Annotated in this window: 17 protein-coding genes; 10 read left to right on the top strand and 7 right to left on the bottom strand. The window is 63.3% G+C overall.

Features of this window, described 5'->3' with window-relative positions; translation table 11 throughout:
• Window positions 1-63: 63 nt before the first annotated feature.
• From CKW24_RS11010 to CKW24_RS11000, 3 genes are all read left to right on the top strand, one after another.
• Window positions 64-570 carry a sigma-70 family RNA polymerase sigma factor gene (locus CKW24_RS11010; protein ID WP_095167833.1) on the top strand — a complete coding sequence of 169 codons (507 nt, stop codon included), beginning with the start codon at window positions 64-66 and terminating at the stop codon, window positions 568-570.
• Window positions 567-1,319, top strand: coding sequence for an anti-sigma factor (locus tag CKW24_RS11005; protein WP_095167832.1), 753 nt, complete (start codon window positions 567-569; stop codon window positions 1,317-1,319). The genes CKW24_RS11010 and CKW24_RS11005 overlap by 4 nt, the downstream gene beginning before the upstream one ends.
• Before the next feature lie 83 nt (window positions 1,320-1,402).
• Complete coding sequence (locus CKW24_RS11000; protein WP_095167830.1) at window positions 1,403-2,716, top strand: leucine-rich repeat-containing protein kinase family protein; 1,314 nt, start codon at window positions 1,403-1,405, stop codon at window positions 2,714-2,716.
• 118 nt (window positions 2,717-2,834) lie between these two features.
• Here the strand turns inward: CKW24_RS11000 and CKW24_RS10995 are convergent, their stop codons facing one another.
• A complete protein-coding gene (locus tag CKW24_RS10995) occupies window positions 2,835-3,539 on the bottom strand; it encodes a YebC/PmpR family DNA-binding transcriptional regulator (protein ID WP_095167828.1) in 705 nt (234 codons plus the stop codon).
• 231 nt (window positions 3,540-3,770) lie between these two features.
• On the opposite strand from CKW24_RS10995, the gene CKW24_RS10990 reads away from it, so the two are divergent.
• On the top strand, window positions 3,771-5,630 hold the full coding sequence (locus CKW24_RS10990; protein WP_159987278.1) for a type VI secretion system Vgr family protein: 1,860 nt from the start codon (window positions 3,771-3,773) through the stop codon (window positions 5,628-5,630).
• Window positions 5,631-5,664: 34 nt separating this feature from the next.
• On the opposite strand, the gene CKW24_RS10985 is transcribed toward CKW24_RS10990, so the two are convergent.
• Entirely contained in the window at window positions 5,665-6,975 is a 1,311-nt protein-coding gene (locus CKW24_RS10985) for an MFS transporter (protein ID WP_095167824.1), read from the bottom strand.
• Window positions 6,976-7,266: 291 nt separating this feature from the next.
• Here CKW24_RS10985 and CKW24_RS10980 point away from each other — a divergent pair, with 291 nt between their 5' ends.
• Entirely contained in the window at window positions 7,267-8,139 is an 873-nt protein-coding gene (locus tag CKW24_RS10980) for a LysR family transcriptional regulator (RefSeq protein WP_095167822.1), read from the top strand.
• A 389-nt stretch (window positions 8,140-8,528) separates the two neighbouring features.
• On the opposite strand, the gene CKW24_RS10975 is transcribed toward CKW24_RS10980, so the two are convergent.
• A complete protein-coding gene (locus CKW24_RS10975; RefSeq protein WP_095167820.1) occupies window positions 8,529-9,389 on the bottom strand; it encodes a LysR substrate-binding domain-containing protein in 861 nt (286 codons plus the stop codon).
• 109 nt (window positions 9,390-9,498) lie between these two features.
• Here CKW24_RS10975 and CKW24_RS10970 point away from each other — a divergent pair, with 109 nt between their 5' ends.
• The 3 genes from CKW24_RS10970 (at window position 9,499) to CKW24_RS10960 (ending at window position 12,262) form a co-directional block, all read left to right on the top strand.
• Window positions 9,499-10,608, top strand: a complete 1,110-nt coding sequence (locus CKW24_RS10970) for a 2-aminoethylphosphonate--pyruvate transaminase (RefSeq protein WP_095167819.1) — start codon at window positions 9,499-9,501, stop codon at window positions 10,606-10,608.
• Window positions 10,609-10,687: 79 nt separating this feature from the next.
• Window positions 10,688-11,515, top strand: a complete 828-nt coding sequence (gene phnX / locus CKW24_RS10965; protein WP_095167817.1) for a phosphonoacetaldehyde hydrolase — start codon at window positions 10,688-10,690, stop codon at window positions 11,513-11,515.
• A 198-nt stretch (window positions 11,516-11,713) separates the two neighbouring features.
• Window positions 11,714-12,262, top strand: coding sequence for a cytochrome b (locus CKW24_RS10960; protein ID WP_095167815.1), 549 nt, complete (start codon window positions 11,714-11,716; stop codon window positions 12,260-12,262).
• Here CKW24_RS10960 and CKW24_RS10955 read toward each other — a convergent pair.
• The gene (locus tag CKW24_RS10955; protein ID WP_095167813.1) at window positions 12,259-13,191 is read right to left on the bottom strand and encodes a 1-aminocyclopropane-1-carboxylate deaminase/D-cysteine desulfhydrase; all 933 of its coding nucleotides are present in this window, start codon (window positions 13,189-13,191) and stop codon (window positions 12,259-12,261) included. The two genes, CKW24_RS10960 and CKW24_RS10955, sit on opposite strands and share 4 nt — an antisense overlap.
• A gap of 189 nt (window positions 13,192-13,380) precedes the next feature.
• The gene (locus CKW24_RS10950) at window positions 13,381-15,420 is read right to left on the bottom strand and encodes an NADPH-dependent 2,4-dienoyl-CoA reductase (protein WP_095167811.1); all 2,040 of its coding nucleotides are present in this window, start codon (window positions 15,418-15,420) and stop codon (window positions 13,381-13,383) included.
• A gap of 211 nt (window positions 15,421-15,631) precedes the next feature.
• Between CKW24_RS10950 and CKW24_RS10945 the strand changes: the two genes are divergently transcribed.
• Window positions 15,632-16,762 (top strand): carbon-nitrogen hydrolase family protein, encoded by a 1,131-nt coding sequence (locus CKW24_RS10945; protein ID WP_095167810.1) that lies wholly within the window; start codon window positions 15,632-15,634, stop codon window positions 16,760-16,762.
• Between the two features lie 3 nt (window positions 16,763-16,765).
• Window positions 16,766-17,806, top strand: coding sequence for an AraC family transcriptional regulator (locus CKW24_RS10940; RefSeq protein WP_095167808.1), 1,041 nt, complete (start codon window positions 16,766-16,768; stop codon window positions 17,804-17,806).
• Window positions 17,807-18,144: 338 nt separating this feature from the next.
• On the opposite strand, the gene CKW24_RS10935 is transcribed toward CKW24_RS10940, so the two are convergent.
• Both CKW24_RS10935 and CKW24_RS10930 read right to left on the bottom strand, forming a co-directional pair.
• Window positions 18,145-19,056, bottom strand: a complete 912-nt coding sequence (locus CKW24_RS10935) for a DUF2242 domain-containing protein (RefSeq protein WP_095167806.1) — start codon at window positions 19,054-19,056, stop codon at window positions 18,145-18,147.
• A gap of 91 nt (window positions 19,057-19,147) precedes the next feature.
• Window positions 19,148-20,047, bottom strand: coding sequence for a LysR substrate-binding domain-containing protein (locus tag CKW24_RS10930; protein ID WP_095167804.1), 900 nt, complete (start codon window positions 20,045-20,047; stop codon window positions 19,148-19,150).
• Between the last annotated feature and the right edge of the window lie 110 nt (window positions 20,048-20,157).

The following is a 20,157-nucleotide window of genomic DNA, read 5'->3' as shown; positions in this document are numbered from 1 at the left end:
CGGGAATAACCTCCACTGCCAAGCGTCTCTCTGGTTCCAAGCGTAGTGACTGGCCCGCCCACCATGAACCCTCTCGACGAACAGTTACGTGAACTGATCCCCAGGCTGCGTCGCTTTGCGGTCTCGCTGACCCGCAATTCCAGCAGCGCCGACGATCTGGTGCAGTCGTGCCTGGAGCGTGCGCTGTCGAGTTGGGGCAGCAAACACCCGGAGGGCGATCTGCGGGCCTGGCTGTTTGCGATTCTGTACCGGCAGTTTCTCGACGCCCATCGCCGCTCCCGGCGTTATGCGCGGATGCTTGAGTTTTTCACCGGTCGCGACGAGCCGCAGCCTTCGCTGGAGCGCACGGTGATTGCGCAGAACACCCTGGAAGCCTTCGACCGGTTGCCCACCGAGCAGCGGGCGCTGTTGCTCTGGGTTGCGGTGGAGGGCTTGAGTTATAAAGAGGTCGCCGAGATCCTCGACGTCCCGACCGGCACCGTAATGTCTCGTCTGTCCCGGGCGCGCCAGGCTTTGCGTCTGCTCAGCGACGGTGAAATCAGTAGCCCTTCCCTGCGGAGACTCAAATGATCAGCATGCCGCCCAGCGTCAATGACCTGCACGCCTACGTCGACCATCAGCTCAACGATGCCGACCGGCGCCTGGTGGAGACGTACCTGGCGGCCAATCCGCAGATGGCCGGGCAGGTACGCGCCTGGCAGCAGGACGCCCAGCGACTGCGGGCAGCCCTGGGCGGCGCCTTGCAACAACCGGACAACCCCGACCTCGACCCGGGGCTGATTCGCCAACGCCGCAAGCGCCAGTCCCGGCGCCAACTGGCCAGTGCCGCCCTGCTGCTGATCGCAGTCAGTGTCGGCGGCCTGGGTGGCTGGCAAGCACGGCAAATGACGCTCAGCGGTGGCACCCTGCCGATGACTGACGCGATGCAGGCGTACCGAATGTTCGCCCAGCAAGGCCTGCTGCCGGCCGACTATCGGGTCAGCGATGACGGCGACATGCAGGGCTGGCTCGATCATTATTTTGCCCACGCCAACCGCCTGCCGGACCTCGCCAACGCGGGTTTCCAGCCGGTCAGCGCACGTTTGCTGAGCACCGACCAGGGCCCGGCGGCCATGGTGATGTATGAAGATCAAGGCGGGCGCAAGATCAGCTTCTACATCCGCCCGCCCGGCCCGCGTAACTACCTGCTCCCCAAAGGCAGTCGCAGCGACGGTGAATTGCAGGCGCAATACTGGTCGGGGGCCGGCTACAACTATGCGATGGTCAGCGAAGCCCGCGACCCGGCTACCCAGGTCATCCAGCAGACGCTGAAGTTCTAGCCGCCAGACCCGGACGTTTACCGTTATCATTCCAACGTTTGCAGGCTCGACGCCGCCCTCTCTTCCATTGACTGGATGTGTTCATGCATACCCTTGCACAACTGCGATCCGGCGAGTTGGCCGGGATCAAACGACTGGACCTGTCGTGCGGCCTGGAGGAGTTTCCCGAGGAAATTTACAGCCTGGCGGACTCGCTGGAGGTGCTCAACCTCAGCGGCAACGCCTTGCGCCAATTGCCGGACGACCTGCACCGACTGCGCCACTTGCGGGTGCTGTTCTGTTCGAATAATCACTTGCGCGAACTGCCGGCCAGCCTGGGTCAATGCCAGCAACTGAGCATGATCGGCTTCAAGAGCAATCACCTGCAGCGGGTCCCGGCCACGGCGCTGCCGCCACTGTTGCGCTGGTTGATCCTGACCGACAATGAACTGGAGCAATTGCCCAGCGAACTGGGGCAACGCCCGCTGCTGCAAAAACTCATGCTCGCCGGCAACCGGCTGCGCAGCCTGCCCGCCAGCCTGGGCCAGTGCCATCGGCTGGAATTGATCCGCATTGCCGAAAACCAACTCAGCGAACTGCCCCAGTGGTTGCTGACCTTGCCGTCCCTGGCCTGGCTGGCGTATGCCGGCAACCCGCTGGAAACCGAGGCCGATGCCAGCGCGCTGGCCGCCACCGCACACATCCCCTGGGCGCAATTGCAGCTGCAGCAGCGCCTGGGCGAAGGCGCTTCGGGGGTGATTCATCAGGCACGGTGGCAGCCGTCATCACTGCCGGAGCGCCAGGTCGCGGTGAAACTCTACAAAGGCTCGATGACCAGCGACGGTTCGCCCCTGCATGAAATGAACGCCTGCCTCAGCGCCGGCACTCATCCGCAGCTGATCAGCGTGCTGGGGCGCATCGTCGACCATCCACAGCAACAGGCCGGACTGGTGATGGGGTTGATCGACCGCAGTTATCGCAACCTGGCCGCCTTGCCCAGCCTGGATTCCTGCAGCCGCGACGTGTATGAGCCCGACACGCGCTTTAGCGCCGAAGTGGCATTGAACATCGCCCGCGGCATCGCCTCGGCCGCTGCGCACCTGCATCGACAGGGCATCACCCACGGCGACTTGTATGGCCACAACACTTTGTATAACGATCAGGGCGACTGCCTGCTGGGGGACTTCGGCGCAGCGTCCTTCCATGCCCGCGCCGAGACCCTGGAAACCCGCGCACTGCAACGCATCGAAGTGCGCGCCTTCGGGATTCTGCTGGGGGAGTTACTGGCGCGGATCGACTCCGGCCTGAGTGCCGCACGACGCGAGGTACTGGAGAGGTTGCAGCGCCAGTGCTGTCAGCCCCAAGTGCTGGCACGGCCCGGGTTCAACGAAGTCGTGGAGCAATTGGAAAGTCTGTGACCGCTGCGCGGTCAATAGCGAGCAGGCTCGCTCCCACAGTTGACCGAGTTGCCTGGTCGGGCGCGATCTAATGTGGGAGCGAGCCTGCTCGCGATGACGGTGTCACTGGCGAATCAGATCAACCCGCCAACCCGACAAACATGTCCTGCACGTCGTCGTGGTTGTCCAGGCCTTCAAGGAACGCTTCGACTTCTTCCATCTGCGCGTCAGTCAAGCCGCTGACCGGGTTCTTCGGCTTGTAGCCCAGTTTTGCCGACAACACGGTGAAGCCCTGCTCCGGCAAGGCTTTCTGCACCGAATCGAGGTCGGTGGCTTCGGTGATGAACAGGGTCGCGCCGTCTTCGGCGGGTTCGAAATCCTGGGCACCGGCTTCGATTGCAGCCATCTCCGGATCGGCGTCCGGGGTGTCCGGCGATGCCTCGATCATGCCCACGTGGTCGAAGTCCCAAGCCACGGAACCGGAAGCCCCCAACTGACCCTTACGGAACGCCACGCGGATTTCCGCCACGGTGCGGTTGATATTGTCGGTCACGCACTCAACGATCAGCGGTACCTGGTGCGGGGCAAACCCTTCGTAGGTCACACGGTGGTACTGCACGGTCTCACCCAGTTGACCCGAACCCTTCTTGATCGCCCGTTCCAGGGTTTCACGGGGCATCGAGGCCTTCTTGGCCTGTTCCACCACCAGGCGCAAATGCGCGTTGGTTGCGGTATCGGCACCGTTACGCGCAGCAATGGTGATTTCCTTCACCAGCTTGCCGAAGATTTTCCCCTTGGCGTTGGCTGCCGCTTCTTTGTGTTTAACCTTCCACTGTGCGCCCATAACTCACTCTCTTGATCTGTGGCGCCGAGACATCTATTGGCCGACGCTTTGCGCAAGTTTATACGGCAAAAAGTTGGCAATCGACCAAAAACTGCAGTGGATGAGCGACATCACCACAAGCGCTTGTAGGGGCTTTCTGAAATGCGCTTAGGGGCTGACTATTAACCCTCAGTGTTTCGTACCCTCGATGTCCCGAACTTCAAGGCACAAGGGTGTGTGATGCACAACGACATGGAAAGCCCCCCGGGCCTGAGCCCAACCCTGACCCTCCCCGAGCTCGCCTTGAGTTTTGCGGTGCGTCAGTTCAAAGGGCACGAAGCCCTCAACCAGCTGTACCAACTAGAGATCGAATTGCTCGGCCCCGCACCGGCGATTCAGCTTGAGCAGTGGCTGCACCAGCCGGCCTACCTCAGCCTGGGTGCGGATTGCGGTCGCCACGGGATCGTCCAGTGCGCCGCTCTGATCGAGGCAAGCGCACGGCAGATCACTTATCGTCTGACCCTGGCACCTCGCCTGGTAGCCCTGGAGCAAACGCCACGACGGCGTGTGCGGCGTGAGTTGAGCGTGCCACAACTGCTGCACCAGCTGCTCGAAGAGCACAACCTGCCCGCCGACAGTTACCGCTTCGAGCTGCACCATGGCGAGTACCCACCGCGGGCGCTGTGCATCCAGTACGACGAAACCGACCTGCACCTGCTGCATCGGCTGTGTGAAGAGGAAGGCATCCACTTTCACTTTGAACACCAGCACGAGCGACATGTACTGGTGTTCGCCGAGGACAGCGCCAGCTTCACCCAGCACCCGCTAGAGACCGCCTTTGCGCCCAGTGCCGACCAGCCGGTGATCAGCCAGTTGTTTCAATGTCACAGCCCGCTCGACTCCGCGCCGCGCCACAGCGTTCAGCCACGGGGCGAACCACAGGAGTCGCGCCCCGCGCCGGCAGACGCCGCCAATCAAATCGCCCAGGCCACAGCCCGGGCAACCCTGACCCAGCAGCACCAGCTCCAGTTGAGCCGGCGCGAGCTCGAACGGCTGCGGTGCCTGCACCGGCAAGTCCAGGGGCACAGTACCCAGCCGGGTCTGTGCAGTGGCGGCATCCTGCAAGTCAGCGGCCATCCTGTCGCGGTGTTCAATGACCAGTGGTTGCTCTGCGAGGTTGAGCACCAAGGCTCAGCGAACCTCTACCGCAATCAATTCACCGCCATTCCCTGGTCCAGCGAATTCCGCCCGGCGCTCAAGCACCCCAAGCCGCGCATCCACGGTCAGCAAATCGGTCGGGTAGTAGAGCCGGCAGTGCTCGACGCACTGGGTCGGGTGGAGGTCCGGTTGTGGCCTGAGCAGGCCGCAGGTGACGCGCCCTCGGGGCTTTGGTTGCCCAGGGTCCAGGTGGCCGCGCACGCCACGCAGGTGCCCGCAGGCGGCAGCGAAGTCCAGGTCAGCTTCCTTGATGACGATCCCGATCGACCAGTGTTGTATGCCACCGACCTCGGCGCGGTGCGCAATGGCCCGGCACGGCACGCTGAAGAACACCCCATCAGCCTCACAGCCAATGGCAACGTGCTGCACTTGACTGCAGACAGCATCACCTTGGCCGGCCCACTGTTCAGCCCGACACCCACCCCGGGCGGCGAACACCTCGAACACCCCGGACCGCCTCAGCCCCAGCACAGCGGCTGGAGCGGTGAAATCTCGCTGTTCGAACGCCCGCCCGCGACCACTGACCGCCTGGCCCACGCCAACTGGTACATCGTGCGTATGCCGCGCCCCGGCCTCAAGGAGTTGAGCGGCCTGGATCGCAGCGACGTGGTCATGCAGGGCACCAGCCTGGCGTCGGGTAACCTGGCGCTTTCACCCGCGCAGAAAAAACAGCTGGCCTGCGAGTTCGCCCGCACCCCGGACCAACTGTACCTGCTGTATCCGGGGCAATGCGTGGCGCTGGCCGAGTACTTCCAGCAACACTGGAACAGCGAGCAACGCCTGAGCTTCATTGAGAGTGCCAGGCCCACCAGCCCGTCTGCACGCACGGGGCACAACCAACTGTTGTTCGACTGGTTGCTGCCCCACGCCGGCAAGGCGCCCCGGTCAGGCTAAGAGCGGCGGCAGGGAGCAATCAGCTGTGCAGTGGCTAAATCGTTACCGGCACCGTCGGCACAAGCGCACGGTTAGGTTGCAGCCCTGCCGGGCGGCTGTTCCAGTGGGGGATCAGCACCAGGGCGGAAAACAACGCGCAACCGGCAAACACGATGAACACCGTGACCGTGTCGAAGTAGCCGGGCAGCAGGCCGCCGAGGATCGCCCCGACCGAACCGCAGCCGTTGACGAAACCAGCGGCGGTGGCGCCGGCCTTGGCGGTGCCGAAGTCAATCGCGGCCGCACCGCTGATCATCGAGTCCGGTCCGTACAGGGTCAGGCCCATGACAAACAACAAGGCCACTACCAGCAACACGCTACCGGTCTGCAAGGCGCCCATGAACAGCGCCAGCGACACGGTCAGCGCCAGCAGGCTCAGGACGCAGGCCGGCAAGCGCCGCGCACCGAACAGTTTGTCCGAGGCCAGGCCAATCATGATCGGACCCAGCAACCCCGCCAGCTCGAACGCGGTGGGGATGATCGCTGCCCCCACCTTGCCCACGGAGGGCATTTGCTCGAAGACGATCACTGGTCCCCACAACAGAATCGCGTAACGCGCTGGCTTGAGCATGAAGTACGCCAGGCCCAGGGTCAGCACCGTGCGGTTGCGCAGGATTTCGCGCAGCGGCGCCCACATACTGATCCGGCTTTGCGCATCTGCCTCGGCAGCTGTCAGTTGCGGCTGCGGCTCCACCGCCGGCAAGCCGACGTCTTCAGGCTGGTTGCGCTGAAAGATAAAAAACAGCAGCGCCACCACTGCCACCACCGCGGCACTGGAAATGAACGCCGCATGCCAACTGCCCACCAGGGTATAGGCCCACCAGCCGACAAAAGGCGAAGCCACCAGGCCGCCAAAGGCGTAGCACGAACTCCACAGGCCCAGCACCCGGCCGCGTTGTTCGGCGGGGTAGAAACTGCCGAGGTTCTTGCACAGACCGGACCACCCGGTGGCCTGCGCCAGGCCCTGGATGACCATGCAGGTAGCGAAGATCGGCAAGGTGGCAAAGGTGCCCATCACCAACGCCGCCAAGGCTGAGATCAACAATCCGCCGAACACCACCACCCGCGGCCCATAGCGATCGGCGAGGATGCCCCAGGTGAACTGGCCGACGGCATAGGCTGCCAGGTAGAGCCCGTCGAGGTTGGCCATGGCCATTTTGTCGAGGTGAAAGGTAGGGTCTTCACCGATCCCCAGCTTGGCCACGGAGAACGCTTTGCGAGTGAAGTAGAAGGCCGCGTAGGCGAGCCAGGTAATGGCGAAGATTTGCACGCGCCAACGCTTGAGGGTGCCGATGTGCTTTTGCATGGTGGATCTGACCTCAGGGTGTGAGTGTGCCGGCAGATTCCGAAAGCCAAACGCCTGTATTTTTATTGTTCAGCACTGCGCCAGGGCCCCTTGGAGGGCGGGCGTTACCGGTCAGATGAGTCCTGCTCCATCGCTGTCTCGAGATGTTCCATGCGCGCCAGGATCATGGCCACCGCCGTGGGTCGACTGACCGACCTGCGGGGCTAGGTACGATAAAAACAGTTACTGTTGAATAAGAGAAATCGATTTATCGTATTTCAAATATACGCTCAGCCTGTAAGAGGTCACGCGATGTCGGTATCCCACGCCCAGCTCAAAGCTTTCCATGCCGTGGCCAAACACGGCAGCTTCACCAAAGCCGCCGAACGCTTGTTCCTGACTCAGCCGGCAATCTCCGATCAGGTGCGCAAACTCGAAGAGCGTTTTGGTGTGTTGTTGTTTCATCGCAACAAGCGCTCAGTGCGCCTGACCGACCTGGGTGAGCGCCTGTTGAGCATCACACAACGCCTGTTCGTGATCGAAGCCGAGGCCCAGGAACTGCTGCACGACTCCCAGGCACTGCAGACCGGCAGCCTGATCCTGGCGGTGGATGCCCCGGTCCACGTGCTGCCGCAAATCGCCCGGTTCTGCGAGCGCTATCCCGGCATCAGCGTGAAGATCGAAACCGGCAACACCGACGAGTCACTGTTTCGCCTGTTCAACTATCAGGCTGACCTGGCCTTGCTCGGACGGGACGTCAGCGATGCGCGCCTGCTGACACTACCGCTGCGCAACGACCCGATGGTGGCATTCGTTTCCCGCAGCCACCCCTGGGCCGACCGCGAATCGATCTGCCTGGCGGACCTGGACGACACTCCGCTGGTATTACGCGAAATCGGTTCGGTGACCCGCCAGACCCTGGAAGAAGAAATGGCCCGGGCCGGCCTGCGCATTCGCCCGGCGATCCAGGTGGAGGGCCGTGAGGCTGCACGGGAAGCCGTAGTGGTCGGGATTGGCGTGGGCGTGGTCTCGGCCGCCGAGTTCGGCGCCGACTCCCGGGTTTGCGCTCTACCGATTATCGATTGCACCCGGCGCCTGACCGAAACCCTGGTGTGCCTGCGCGAACAGAGTTCACGGCGCGTAGTGGCGACGTTTTTGCAGATGGTGCGTGAGAGCCTGGAGTAGGCAGGTCCGGCCCCATCGCGGGCAAGCCCGCTCCCACAGTGGCTCTGGGTGTTCGCGGATTTGGGGGACATCCACTCAACCTGTGGGAGCTGGATTGCCAGCGATAGCGGTATGTCAGGCACCATCGATGTTGAATGGGCCGGCCCCATCGCGGGCAAGCCCGCTCCCACAGTGGTTCTGGGTGTTAGCAGATTTGGGGGACATCCACTCAACCTGTGGGAGCTGGCTTGCCAGCGATAGCGGTATGTCTGGCACCATCGATGTTGAATGGACCGGCCCCATCGCGGGCAAGCCCGCTCCCACAGTGGTTCTGGGTGTTCGCAGATTTGGGGGACATCCACTCAGCTCCATCAATGTGAGCCTGCTAGCGATAGACGCGCCACATTCCATCAGGCGGGCGCCAGGGCAAAAAACGCCTGGATCAGGCGCAGGTCCCGGCGCCGCTGCATGCAGCCGATCAGGTGCCGATTGACCAACCCCTCACCGATGATCGGCACCGCGCGCACCCGCGGGTCGTGACTGACCTCGACCGACGACACCACCCCGACCCCAAGTTCCGCCGCCACCGCCTCGGTCACCGCTTCGCGGCTGTCCAGTTCCAGCAGCACCCGAGGGGTGATCCGCGCCTGGCTGCAGGCCTCATCAAAGGTACGGCGGGTGATCGAACTCGGCTCCCGCAGGACCATGATCACCTGGTCCAGCGCCTCAAGGCTGATGCCCTGGTCCAGGCTCGACCAGGGGTGACCGGCGGGCACCAGCGCGCAGATGCGCGACTCGCTCAGGGCTTGCAGGTGCAGGCCCTTGCGCGGCTCGACTTCGGTCAGGACCGCCACGTCGGCGTGCTCGGACAGCAGCGCCGCGAGGGTTTCCTGGGCGTTGCCCAAGCGCAGGTTGACCGTGATGCCCGGGTAGCGCGCCCGCAGGCTGGCGAGCATCGGCATGACCATGTGCGGCCCGTCCGCCGCCACTTCCAGGCGCCCGGTCAGCAACTGCCGGTTGGCCTCGAGCATCACCTGGGCTTCTTCGGCCAGGCCGAACATCGCCCGGGTGATCGCCGCCAGCTTGGTGCCCTCCTCCGTCAGTTCGACCCGCCGTGCGGTGCGCCGCAGCAGCGTGATCTGGTAGTGCTCCTCCAGCGCCTTGATGTGCCCGGTGACTGCCGGCTGGCTGATGAACAGACGGGCAGCGGCCCGGGTAAAGCTGCCCTCACGGGCCACCGCATCGAATGCGCGCAGCTGGAACAGGTTCATGAATAAGCCTTACTGATGATTGGCATAACAACAAACAATTTGATTGATGGCGCGGCAAATTGCAATTTATCTCCCGTAGCTTCATCCCATCGATAACGAGGACACGCGAATGAGCACTGCCGAACCCATCCTGCTCACCCCCGGCCCACTGACGACTTCGGCCCGCACCCGCCAGGCGATGATGGTCGACTGGGGTTCATGGGATGACCGCTTCAACCAACTGACCGCCAGCCTCTGCGAACAACTGCTGAGCATCGTCAACGGCGCCGACAGCCACCACTGCGTGCCCCTGCAAGGCAGCGGGACCTTCGCCGTCGAAGCGGCGATCGGTACCCTGGTGCCCCGCGACGGTAAAGTGCTGGTGCTGATCAACGGCGCGTACGGCAAGCGCCTGGCGAAAATCTGTGAATACCTGGGCCGCTCGTTCAGCACCTTCGAAACCGCTGAAGACGAGCCGACCACCGCCGCCGACGTCGACCGCCTGCTGCGGGCCGACACCAGCATCACCCACGTTGCGCTGATCCACTGCGAAACCAGCACCGGGATTCTCAACCCGCTGGCAGAGATTGCCCAGGTCATTGCCGAGCACGGCAAACGCCTGATCATCGACGCCATGAGTTCGTTCGGTGCGCTACCGATCGACGCCCGGCAAGTGCCCTTCGACGCGCTGATCGCCGCCAGCGGGAAGTGCCTGGAAGGCGTGCCCGGCATGGGTTTTGTCTTCGCCAACAAGGACGCCCTGGCCAATGCGGCCGGCAACTCCCATTCGTTGGCCATGGATCTGTTCGACCAGCACAGCTATATGGCCAAGACCGGCCAGTGGCGCTTCACTCCGCCGACCCACGTGGTCGCGGCGCTCCACGAAGCCCTGCTGCAATACAACGAAGAAGGCGGCTTGGCGGTTCGCCACCAACGCTACGCCGACAACTGCCAGGTGCTGCTCGAAGAAATGGCCAGGCTTGGCTTGCGCAGCTTCCTGCCGACGGCCATCCAGGCGCCGATCATCGTCACCTTTCACGCCCCGCAGGACCCACGCTATCAATTCAAGGAGTTCTACGAACGGGTCAAGGCCAAGGGTTTCATCCTCTACCCGGGCAAGTTGACCCAGGTCGAAACATTCCGCGTCGGCTGCATCGGTCACGTCAACCAGGCCGAGATGCGCGCCGCAGTGGCCGCCGTGGCCGAGGTCTTGCGCGAGATGGAAGTGCTCGACATCTGACTGTTCAGTGCTCAGCCGGACGCAGGCTACGCCAGCTGCTGCAGGGTTCACTATTTCCCAAATACAGGATTCGCAAACCATGAACTACAACAACCCAACTCAACTGCAAGCCGCCATCCTCGACTGGGCCGGCACCGTAGTCGACTTCGGCTCGTTCGCGCCGACCCAGATCTTTGTCGAGGCGTTCGCCGAATTCGACGTGCAGGTCTCCATCGAAGAAGCCCGTGGCCCGATGGGCATGGGCAAGTGGGACCACATCCGCACCCTGTGTGACCAGCCACAAGTGGCCGAGCGTTATCGCAAGGTGTTTGGCCGCACCCCGACCGACGATGACGTGACCGCCATCTATCAACGTTTCATGCCGCTGCAGATCGAAAAGATCGCCGAGCACTCGGCGCTGATCCCTGGCGCCCTGGAAACCATTGCCAACCTGCGCCAGCAAGGCATCAAGATCGGTTCCTGCTCCGGCTATCCGAAACAGGTGATGGACAAGGTGGTCGAGCTGGCAGCCACCAACGGCTACATCGCCGATCACGTGGTCGCCACCGACGAAGTGCCCAACGGTCGCCCATGGCCGGCCCAGGCCCTGGCCAACGTCATCGCCCTGGGCATCAACGACGTCGCCGCCTGCGTGAAGATCGATGACACCGTACCCGGGATCCTCGAAGGCCGAAGCGCCGGGATGTGGACCGTCGCCCTGATCTGCTCCGGCAACGCGCTGGGCCTGACGTACGAGGGCTATCGCGCCCTGGGCAGCGACACCCTGGCTATCGAGCGCGAGCGCATTCATCGCCTGTTCGAAGGTTCGCGCCCGCACTACATGATCGACACCATCACCGACCTGCCGCAGGTGATCGCCGACATCAACAAACGCCTGGCCCAGGGTGAGATGCCACAAAGCAGCTGATCACCCTCGCGCCCGACAAAGCGCCAGCCCTTGACCGGGGCTGGCGCTTTTTTTTGGGTAAAGCCCTGTGACAGAGCGCTATACGTAGGACAAAAGCCTGACCTGGCTCAGGCAATTCCTTCCTAACAGGATTACAGTGAAGGCACTCCGTCGCACAAGAATGGAGATTTGTGACCTGAACAGTGAGGAAAAAACCCTATGCCCTGGAAGAACTCTGTCTCACGCTACAGCAGCGTATCGATCGCACTGCACTGGTTGATGCTGGTGCTGCTGGCCGTGGTGTACGCCACCATCGAACTGCGGGGGATTTTTCCCAAAGGCAGTGGCGGACGGACCCTGATCAAGGAAGCGCACTTCATGCTCGGCCTGACCGTGTTCGTCCTGGTCTGGCTGCGCCTGTTCGCCCGCAGCCTGGGGGTGGCACCGAAAATCGTACCCACTCCACCGCGCTGGCAAAGCCTGCTGGCGACCCTGATGCACGTCACGCTGTATGTATTCATGATCGGCATGCCGATCCTCGGTTGGCTGATCACCAGTGCCGCCGGCCATCAAGTGATGTTCTATGGCATCGACCTGCCAATGCTGATCGGCGAAGACAAGGAGCTGGCCAAGCAGATCGAAGGCTGGCACGTGCTGGGGGGCACCATCGGTTACTGGCTGATCGGCCTGCATGCCGTGGCCGGACTGGCGCACCATTATTTCTACCGCGACAACACCCTGCTACGGATGATGCCCAAGCGCGGTTAACCACCTGCCTGGGAGGTAAATCCCCGGCGGCCCTGCAAGCCGCCGGTGTGCACAAAGATCCAGCGTGTGCCGGGGGCCACGTGCCCCGCCTCGACCTGTTGCTTGAGCGCCAGCAAGGCCTTGCCGGTGTACAGCGGCTCCAGCGGCAGACCACTGGCCTGCTCGGTGGCCTCGATGAACGCCAGCAGCACCGGGTCGACCTTGGCAAAACCGCCACGGCTGCCATCGATCAGCCGATAGTCGCCACCTGACCAGCCGCCCTGCGCCAGGATCGCTGCGACCTGCCCGGCCACACCGTGGTCGTCCGGCACCGCCAACACACCCTGCACCGCATGCTTGCCCGCCTCGGCCAGTACCAGGCCCGCCAGGGTGGTACCGGTCCCGCAGGCCAGCCACCAACCGTGGTGATCGGTCCACCCCAGGCCAGGCAACTGCTCAGCGACCAGGTCCAGCAGTTGCCCGCAACCCCGCGCACCCGCCAAGCCGCCACCGCCCTCGGGGATTGGCGCAAACCCCGGGTACTGCGCCAACCACGGCTGCCAGAACCCAGGTTCATGCCGGGCTCGATAGCCGCCGTAACCCAGCCAGTGCAGGTGCATGCCGAACGCCTGCAGGTCTTGCACCGTGGCATTGGACTGGGAATGCCCGCGCAACAGGCCGACGGTGGCAAAGCCAAATCGCTTGCCGGCCGCCGCCAGGGCGTGCAGGTGATTGGACCAGGCACCGCCCAGGCTGATGACGCCCTGCGCTCCCGCCTCGCTGGCGAGCCTGAGATGATCCATCAGCTTGAACCACTTGTTGCCACAGATCAGCGGGTCGATCAGGTCCAGGCGCAGCACCGCGACCTCGACACCGGCACGGTCGAGCCAGTCCAGGTGCAGGGGTTCGAGGGGAGCGCGGGGAGACCAATCGGCAGGTACGCAAAACATCGGCAACATCGTTCACCAGAAGTGGAACGTCAGTCTACCAGCCATGCACCTCGTAGCAGCTGCCGAGCCTGCGAGGCTGCGTTCGGCTGCGAAGCAGGCGCCAAGGACCCACGCCAACCCGGCGAGGACTGCGTCCTCGAACGCAGCCTCGCGGGCTCGACAGCTGCTACAGGGCCAACGTGGGTTGGCTTAGAGCTCAGCCGCCAGACGCGATCCCTGGTTGATCGCGCGCTTGGCATCGAGCTCCGCCGCCACGTCCGCACCGCCGATCAGGTGCACGTTCTGCCCAGCGGCCAGCAGGCCGTCATACAGCTCACGCAGCGGGTCCTGGCCGGCGCAGATCACAATGTTGTCCACCGGCAACAGTTGCGGCTCGCCAGTCTCACCAATGCGAATGTGCAAGCCGGCGTCGTCGATCTTCAGGTACTCGACGCTGTTGAGCATCTGCACCTGCTTGTTCTTCAGACCGGTGCGGTGAATCCAGCCGGTGGTCTTGCCCAGGCCGTCACCGACCTTGGATTTCTTGCGTTGCAGCAGGAACACCTCGCGGGCCGGGGCATGCGGCTCGGCCTTGATGCCGGCCACGCCACCGCGCGCTTGCAGCTGAGTGTCGATGCCCCACTCCTTCCAAAAGGCTTCGCGGTCCTGACTGGTGGACACACCCTGGTGCACGAGGAATTCCGACACGTCGAATCCGATACCGCCGGCGCCGATAACCGCGACTTTTTTACCGACCGGCTTGCGCTGCAGAATCACATCCAGGTAGCTCAGCACCTTGGCATTGTCGATGCCGGGAATCGCCGGCAGCCGTGGCGCGATACCAGTGGCCAGGATCACTTCGTCGTAGCCGCCGGCGACCAGTTGTGGCACATCGACCCGAGTGTTCAGGCACAGCTCGACATGGCTGGTCTGCAACTTGCGGTTGAAGTAGCGCAGGGTTTCGAAGAACTCTTCCTTGCCCGGCACACGTTTGGCGACGTTGAACTGACCGCCGATTTCGCTGGCCGAATCGAACAGCGTCACCTGGTGCCCGCGCTCGGCGGCAACAGTGGCGGCCGCCAGCCCCGCAGGCCCGGCGCCGACCACGGCGATCTTCTTGATCTGCTGCACCGGCAGGTAATTGAGTTCGGTTTCGTGGCAGGCACGCGGGTTGACCAGGCAGGAGGTCAGCTTACCGCCGAAGGTGTGGTCCAGGCAGGCCTGGTTGCAGCCGATGCAGGTGTTGATTTCATCGCCACGCCCGGCAGCCGCCTTGTTGACGAACTCCGGGTCGGCGAGGAACGGCCGTGCCATCGAGACCATGTCGGCATCGCCTTCGGCGAGGATCTGCTCGGCGACTTCCGGGGTGTTGATGCGGTTGGTGGTGATCAGCGGAATACCCACCGAACCCCGCAACTTGGCGGTGACCTTGCTGAAGGCTGCACGCGGCACCTTGGTGGCGATGGTTGGAATCCGCGCTTCGTGCCAGCCGATCCCGGTGTTGATGATCGTTGCACCAGCCTGCTCGATGGCCTTGGCCAACTGCACGATTTCTTCCCAGGTGCTGCCGCCTTCCACCAGGTCGAGCATCGACAGGCGGAAGATGATGATGAAGTTCGGGCCGACAGCTTCACGCACCCGGCGCACGATTTCCACCGGCAGGCGCATGCGGTTTTCGTAGGCGCCACCCCAGCGGTCGGTACGGTGGTTGGTGTGGGCGGCGAGGAACTGGTTAATGAAATAACCTTCCGAGCCCATGATCTCGACGCCGTCGTATTCGGCGGTTTGCGCCAGGGCGGAGCAGGTGACGAAATCGCTGATCTGTTTCTCGATACCTTCCTCGTCCAGCTCTTTGGGCTTGAACGGGTTGATCGGCGCCTGGATCGCGCTCGGTGCCACCTGTTTCGGGCTGTAGGCATAACGCCCGGCGTGGAGGATCTGCATGCAGATCTTGCCACCGGCCTCATGCACTGCACGGGTGACGATCTGGTGTTTTAGCGCTTCTTCAAGGGTGGTCAGCTTGGCCGCGCCGCCGTACACCCCGCCCTCTTCGTTCGGGCCGATACCGCCAGTGACCATCAGGCCAACGCCGCCACGGGCACGCTCGGCAAAGTAGGCCGCCATGCGCTCGAAACCGCCCGGTTTCTCTTCCAGCCCGGTGTGCATCGAACCCATCAGGGTGCGGTTGCGCAACGTGGTAAAACCCAGGTCCAGCGGGGCCAACAGGTGCGGGTAGTGAGCGGCGGCCATCGGTAACTCCACAACGAGTGATCACGGAAAAAGTGCGAACGCTCTTGGGCGTCCATCGGTTATGGGTCACAGACTAAGAGCCGGCCCGCCTGCACTCAATGACCGTAACTGACAAGTTACTGATCCAAATGTGCAGCCCCCCTTGGCATTCGCCGGCATGGGGCCTACCCTAGTCGACGAACCCTGCACACGGCTGATCTTTAGTTTTCTCATGCGCAAACTTCTTTACCTGACATTCGCCATGGCCCTGCTCGCCGCCCTCACCACCTACGCCATGTGGACCGCCGAACGACCGGTGGGCCATTACCTGTCCGACCTGCGCATCCAGCTCGCAGTGGATCAGGGCGTACCCGGTGACCGGGGCAACCTGCTGGGGATCCAGCCAGAGCTGTTCCCCACCGACTATCAAAGTCCCGAACGCCTGCACCGCAAGCTCGCGGCCTACTTGCAGCAAGCGCGCGATCAAGGCCTGCTCAACGCCAAGACCATCGTCGTGCTGCCTGAGCACATCGGCACCTGGTTGATGGTCAGCGGCGAGAAGGACGAGCTGTACCAGGCCAGCACGTTCGAGGAAGCCATGAACTGGCTGGCGGTGAGCAACCCCCTGCCGTTCCTGCGGGCGCTGATCGGCGCCCAGGGTGACAGCCGCCTGGAGGATGCCCACCTGCGCATGAAGGCCAAGATTATGGCCCGCCAGTACCAGGCGCTGTTCGGCGGCCTGGCCCGGGAATTCGACATTACCCTGGTCGCGGGCAGCATCGTGCTGCCGGAGCCGACGATCAAAGACGGCGCCCTGAGCATTGGCCGGGGTCCGCTGTACAACACCAGCCTGGTGTTTGGCCGGGACGGTGCGCCCATCGGCCAGCCGCAACGGCAGTTGAGCCCGACCCTCACCGAGCAAGAGTTTATCCGGCCCAGTGGCGACCGGGCCGTCAACGTGATCCAGACCCCCGCCGGACGCCTGGGAGTGCTGATCGGCAACGACAGCTGGTACCCGGACAACTACCGCAAGCTCAACGACCAAGGTGCCGAATTGATCGCGGTACCGGCGTTCGTCACCGGCCGCAGTACCTGGGATCAACCCTGGCGCGGTTACCAGGGGCCCTCCACCCCCAGTGAAATCAGCCTCAAGCCCGGCGAACTCAGCGAAGGCCAGGCCTGGCACCGCCTGACCCTGACCGCACAACCGCCGAGCAGCCTGGCCAATGCCGGGGTCAGCGTGTTCCTGCGTGGCCAGTTCTGGAACCAGGGCAGCGCCGGCCAGAGTTTCCTCAGCAGCAACGGCCAGCACTTCGCCGATGGCGAAGCCCGCGGTGCCCGTTTGCTGAATATCTGGTTGTAACCCATGAAACCGCTGCCGATGCGCCTGGGGGATCTGTCCGTCGGCTTTGTCCATAGCCTGGCGGATGCCGTGCGCAGTCACGGCTGCGACCCACAACCGCTGCTGGAGCAATACGGCCTGGACCCTGCGCGCCTGGCCGAGGCCGGCGCTCGGCTGTCGATTCCGCGCTACATGCGCCTGGGCCACGCGGCCATCCAGATGACGGGAGATCCAGCCCTGGGCCTACGCATGGGCCAGCTCAGTCGGTTGGGTCAGGCGGGGCTGGCCGGGGTCACTGCCGCCCAGGCACCGACGGTGCGCGAAGCGGCGCGCTGCCTGATTCGGTTCGAGGCCTTGTATGGCTCCAACTATCGCGGCCAGTCGAGCTTCCATGAGGATACCCAAGGGGCCTGGCTGCGGTTCTACTCCATCAGCCCGTACAACGCCTACAACCGTTTTGTGGTGGACTCGATCATCGCCGGCTGGTTGCAGCAACTCTCAAGTCTCTGCCCCCAACCACTGCGGGCCGAGCGCATCGAGATCGAATTCCTGGCACCCGACTACGCCGAGCGCTATGCCGTGCTGGGGGACTGCGCCTTGCAGTTTGGCGCCGAGCATAACCAGTTGCGCCTGAGCCAGGCCAGCCTGGCGCAACGCAACCCCGAGCACTGTCCCAGCACCTGGCGCCTGCTGCTCCAGCTGTGTGAGCGGGAGCTGGAGCAATTGACCCGCACCCGGAGCCTGCGCGAACGCATCACGCAGCTACTGGGGCCGTTGCTCAATGGCGGTCGTGAACCCGACCTGGAAGAAGTGGCGGCACGCTTGAAGTTGCCGACCTGGACCTTGCGCCGCAAGCTCGCTGAAGAGGGCACGCAGTTTCGCGCGATTCTCAACGACACGCGTCGCGACCTGGCCATGACCTATATCCGCGACACGGAACTGGCCTTTGGCGAAATCGCCTACTTGCTGGGGTTTGCCTCGGCCGAAGCCTTTCAACGCGCCTTCAAACGCTGGAACGGCCAGACGCCCGGCGAGTTTCGCCGCAGCCATCGGCAATCGGCCTGAAGCGCCTGCAAACTTGCAGTTGCTCCTCTACAACTCGGTAGCGTCGTCCGCAGGCTCTAGCGGGTCGAGTTCGAATGCCTGATATTCCAGCAGCTCTTCTTGATAATCGTCCATTGCGAATTCCCTTTTAGTCGTGTCGAAAACCGTTGCACCAATGACCTACGCCATCAGCATAAAGTGCCCGCATGAAAGAAAAATGACGCGGGTACACGGTGGCTCCTGCCAATAAAACGTAGCAGACCCTGAAGAATTTATCATGGGCGCCGGATAGCGCAGTTTGATGCAGGTCAAGCGCCCGGCTGCGCTACCCCACAGGGGCCGCAGCGCTGGCTGACAGGTTACTGGCCGGAGGACGGCATAGGTGTGATCGGCTCGCTCGGGGCGGGCAGCGAATCTGGGTTGGCCGGGGGTGAGATCACTGGCGGCACGGCTTGCGGCATGGATTCCAGTGTTGGCTCCAGCGCTGGTTGCGGGGCGGTCTGCGGGGCGGGCTCGATGACATTCGCAGGCGTGATCGGTGCGGCTTCGGGCGGTGGTGCTACCGGTTCGGATGCCGCCGGCGCAGTGGGCGTTGGCTCAGGCGTCGCAGGGGCAACGGGTTCGGCGGCAGGCACTGGCACAGGTTCTGGCGCAGGTTGTGCGGCAGGCGTCGGTGTGACTGGCGCGGGCTTGGCTTCTGGTACGCCGAGGTCCGTCTTGGGTTTTTCGGTGATATGGGCGGCCTTTTTTACATCCGGTGGCAGGAACAATTCCACCAGGGCAAAAAAGCGCTCATAAAACTTACCCGACGTGACGGTTTCACTCGCAACCTTGACCATCGAATCATCGGAGGAGCCGATAGGCATCGATACCGACCCCAGCACCCCTACCCCGAGGCTGGCGGAGTTGTTGGTCTTCTTCAACGCGTAGCGGTCCTGCAAGGCGTTGGCAAACATGGTCGCGTGATGGCTGCTGTCTTCGGCGCAGACCACGCTGAAACTAATCTCCATGTGGGTGTCGCCGGTCTGCTGGAAGCTCTTGTGGCCACTGATCAGTTTCGGATCGGAACTGGTGATGATGTAGCCCTGGCTCAACAAGGCCCGGCGAGCAGCTTCACAGGAAGCGGTGTCGGTCACCGGATACTTGCGCGAGAAGGTTCCGGAGTCGTCGAAGTTCTCATGCTCATAAATGGCCTGGTCCTTCGCGCAACCAGCTGCGGCAGCCAGCACCAGCGCCAGTCCCGCGGTACGCATAGGGAATGATGTGAACATTGAACATCCTGAGGAAATCGGTACGGGGCGTATTGTGCAACAGTTCACCCCGTGACGGCGCATGGATTAGTGAGTTGCACACCTGACCCCTCTACTGACCATCGTTTAGCGGAAAAAGTCGCGCACCCAGGTGATCGATGAACACCCGGACCTTGGCGGCCGCATAACGGCTGGACGGCCAGAGGATCCAGAAAGTGCCCTGGTGCTCCAGGTGCGTGTCCAGCACGCGCACCAAACGCCCCTGCGCCACCGCCTCGCGCACCATGAAGTCCGGCAGGCAGGCAATCCCCAGGCCTTGCTGCACGACGTGGAACAAGGCTTCGATGGAGGTGCTGATGAAGCGGGTGGTCAATACCGGGTCGCTGCCATCCTCCTCGCCGTGCAACGGCCAGGGTTCGAGTTTGCCGCTGGCATGAAAGGTATGGCGCAGACAGCCATGGGTCGCCAGGTCCTGGGGCACATGCGGGGTGCCATGCTCGGCAAAGTACTCCGGCGTACCGACCAGCACCTGGCGAAACCGCCCCAGGGCCCGGGCCATCAGGCGTGAATCCTTGGGATTGCCGGTGCGCACCACCGCGTCGAAGCCCTCCTCGACCACGTCCACCATGCGGTCCGTGAGGTCGATGTCGAGTTCGATCTCGGGGTAGCGCTGCATGAATTCGGTAAGCACCGGCATCACCAGGCTGTGCACCTGGGGCACGCTGATACGGAGCTTGCCCTTCGGCGCGCTGGCGGCGCTGCACAACTCGAACTCGGCCGCCTCGACTTCCGCCAGGATGCGCCGGCAGCGCTCCAGGTACAACGCGCCTTCGGCGGTCAGGGTGATGCTGCGGGTGCTGCGATGAAACAGGCGTACCGTCAGCCGCTCTTCGAGGCGGGCGATGCTTTTGCCCACCGCCGATGACGAAATCCCCAGTACCCGCCCCGCTTCAGTGAAGCTGCGAACATCGGCGACCTGCACAAACACCGAGATACTGCCCAGGCTATCCATTCTTCCATCCCCCCATTGCGGACATCCAGGTCCGATAAGTTCGGAACCTTAGCCTGTTTTTCCAGAGCGTGCAGCGCACTACCCTTGGCGCCATCTACACACCCTCTGAA

It is taken from the genome of Pseudomonas sp. Irchel 3H3, from assembly GCF_900187635.1.
Taxonomy (GTDB): Bacteria; Pseudomonadota; Gammaproteobacteria; order Pseudomonadales; family Pseudomonadaceae; genus Aquipseudomonas.
The sequence above is the reverse complement of the archived record's forward strand: the minus strand, read 5'-3'. Positions and strand labels throughout refer to the sequence as shown.